A 2,651-nucleotide genomic window follows, 5' to 3' on the forward strand; every position below is an offset into this window, starting at 1 on the left:
GCGTCCTTACCGATGCGCACCCGGGACAGGCCCTCCGTGATGGCCGCTACCTTGCGGGTGGAGACCCCTTGCAGGTACATCTCCAGCACCGCTTCTTCCACCTCCCCGGTCATCCGCTTGTACCGCACCCTTGCCTCCTCCCGCCCCTTGGGGTAGGATGGAGGCCTCAGTCGGCAGAACTGGGGCTCTCCGGGTCCTACCCGGGGGGCACGTCATTTTCATAGGAGGGATTTTACCGCAAACTCCACCTGCGCCCTGGGCCTCGAGGGGCGGTAAACTCAACCCCCAAAGGGGTGCCTGATGTGGTGGCCACGTTCACTCTGGACACACCCGGAGGGGGACATTCGGTTGTCCCTCGTGCCGGTAGAGGGGGGCGTGGAGTTGCGTTTTGGCCTGGCCCTGGATGCAGCCCGCGTGTCGGGCCACCCCCCTGAGTGGCCCCTGGCGGTGTACGGGGGTGGGGGGATTATCGTCCTTGTGCGCCGCCGGTACGACCGGGATAGCCGTCAGCACGTGTGGGAGGCGGTGGTGGGGGAGCACGCCACCTGACGGCTCAACCGCCCCCTCAGGACCCGGGCACCGCCGCCCTGGGCCTCGAACCCCCTGGACCATTCCCCTGGCCAACGCCCCTCCCCCCGAAGGGTTGATGGCCGCCTAATCCGGTACATCCCCGCCAGGGGCCTGGATCCCTCCGCTAGGGGCCTGGTGAGCGGTAAGCGATTACCGCTTAAAGGGGGTGCTCCGGGGGGAGGTGGCCTGGGGGGATGACCTGGGGGGAGAGGGGTCTGGTTCCCCCCATTGTCTGGGCTGGCTCCGGGTAGTGAGGGGATCTAGAAAAGCCTTTGGTTGCAAGCGATGGATAGCAATAGGGCTGTCCTTATTGAGGTTCCCTTGGGCGCGGGCCTTGAGTTTCCTATAGGGCCGGGCCTTGAGTTTGCCCACCGTTACACGCAGTCCCAGGCAGTCGTCCCCGCCTATAGAGGTTCCCTTGGGCGCGGGGCCTTCCTTACTCCCCCCGCCCACCGGCGGGGGGTTTCGGCGTTATGCTGGGAGGCCATGGAGGGCCAGGAAAAGCGCAAGCCGTCCCTAGCGGAGCTCTACCACGCCGTGGTGCGTGCCGTAGGCACCCTCCTACCCCCGGGGGAGGAGCGTAAGCGCCCCGCGGTCCGCCTGGAAGGAGGGGGCCTGGAGGGAGAAATGAGCCTCAAGCGCAAGCGCCTCTCCCCCGCCGCGGGGAAGAGCCTGAGGAAGACCCTGAGCCGGCACCCCGAGGGCACCGCCGTGGGCCTCACCCTCTGGCCCAGGACCCGGGAGGGGCGGCTGGACCTCGCGGCCTCCCAGGTGGGCCACCTCTACGTCCGCCCTAGGCCCGAGTTGGCGGGAACCTTCAGCGTCCTGGGCCTCCCCAAGAGCTGGGAGCCTGGTGAGGGGCGGCTGGTCCTGGAGGTGCGCCCCAACCGGGAGGGGATCCTCCCCAAGCCCTTCGCCCTAGAGCTCCTGGTACCCCCGGCCCTCCGCCCCAGCGTCCCCCCCGTGGGGGAAGAGGAGGCCCTAAGGGTCCAAGGCCGGGTGGTGGAGGGCCTCCTGGTGGTGGAGGAGGTGGAGAAGGTCCCCCCGCCCCCGGAGCGGGAGGGTGGGGCGGCGAAGGGGGACGACCCGCCCACAGGCCGCCGGCGGAGGGAGAAGGCAGGCCCCTCGGGCGGGGTGGGCTAGCGAGGGGGTGGGTTCCGTGGCAGGGGACCGGGACACCCTGGAGCTTTACCTGGAGGGCATACCCCTTCCCCCGGAGCGGCTGGAGGGGCTGGCCCGGGAGGTGGAAGGAGTCTTCCGCCGCTACCTGGAGGTGGAGCCGGTCCGCCTCCTCACCGGGGAGGACGAGCGGGGTCGGCGCTGGCTCCGGGTAGCGGCTGTCCTGAAGCCAAACGGGAGCTAAACTACCCCCGGCGGTTCATTTGGGGCTGGGGTCCCAAAGGGGAGGAGGCCTCCCGGACACCCCCTCCGCCGAAGGCGCAGGTCCCCCGTTTTGCGAAGGTGCGCTTTTGTGCAGGGGTGACGCTCCTACAACCAAAGGCCGCGTACCGGCCCAGTCCGCCGGCGCGCCCACTCCCGCCGGGCTCCGGGTAAGGGTACCCCGCCCCACGGGCGATGGGGCGGGGTAGGGGCGTGGGGATCTCCGGTTCAGGGGGAGGTGAGGATGGTGCTGTTCCACCCCACCGCCACGAAGAGGCCGTTCCCGTAGGCCACGCCGTTGAGCCAGTTGCTCGTCCCCGAGGTTCGCTGGGTCCAGCTCACCCCGTCCGGGGAGGTGAGGATGGTGCCGTCCCACCCCACCGCCACGAAGAGGCCGTTCCCGTAGGCCACGCCGTTGAGCCAGTTGCTCGTCCCCGAGGTTCGCTGGGTCCAGCTCACCCCGTCCGGGGAGGTGAGGATGGTGCCGTCCCACCCCACCGCCACGAAGAGGCCGTTCCCGTAGGCCACGCCGTTGAGCTGGTTGCTCGTCCCCGAGGTTCGCTGGGTCCAGCTCACCCCGTCCGGGGAGGTGAGGATGGTGCCGTCCCACCCCACCGCCACGAAGAGGCCGTTCCCGTAGGCCACGCCGTTGAGCTGGTTGCTCGTCCCCGAGGTTCGCTGGGTCCAGCTCACCCCGTCCG

The 2,651-nt window shown here is 69.7% G+C and carries 4 protein-coding genes and 1 pseudogene; 3 read left to right on the plus strand and 2 right to left on the minus strand.

The window, feature by feature from the left end:
• A pseudogene (locus tag ACVWZ1_RS14265) lies at positions 1-152 on the minus strand (transposase); the annotation flags it as partial.
• A 196-nt stretch (positions 153-348) separates the two neighbouring features.
• Here ACVWZ1_RS14265 and ACVWZ1_RS14270 point away from each other — a divergent pair.
• The 3 genes from ACVWZ1_RS14270 to ACVWZ1_RS14280 all read left to right on the plus strand — a co-directional run bounded on the left by ACVWZ1_RS14270 (position 349) and on the right by ACVWZ1_RS14280 (position 1,933).
• The gene (locus tag ACVWZ1_RS14270; RefSeq protein WP_457503738.1) at positions 349-549 is read left to right on the plus strand and encodes a hypothetical protein; all 201 of its coding nucleotides are present in this window, start codon (positions 349-351) and stop codon (positions 547-549) included.
• A gap of 507 nt (positions 550-1,056) precedes the next feature.
• Positions 1,057-1,713: a hypothetical protein gene (locus ACVWZ1_RS14275; RefSeq protein WP_414332451.1), complete on the plus strand. Its 657-nt coding sequence runs from the start codon at positions 1,057-1,059 to the stop codon at positions 1,711-1,713.
• A 16-nt stretch (positions 1,714-1,729) separates the two neighbouring features.
• Positions 1,730-1,933, plus strand: coding sequence for a hypothetical protein (locus ACVWZ1_RS14280; RefSeq protein WP_414332449.1), 204 nt, complete (start codon positions 1,730-1,732; stop codon positions 1,931-1,933).
• 245 nt (positions 1,934-2,178) lie between these two features.
• Here the strand turns inward: ACVWZ1_RS14280 and ACVWZ1_RS14285 are convergent, their stop codons facing one another.
• Entirely contained in the window at positions 2,179-2,526 is a 348-nt protein-coding gene (locus ACVWZ1_RS14285) for a WD40/YVTN/BNR-like repeat-containing protein (RefSeq protein WP_457503739.1), read from the minus strand.
• Positions 2,527-2,651: the final 125 nt, after the last annotated feature.

This window comes from Thermostichus sp. MS-CIW-25, from assembly GCF_054060015.1.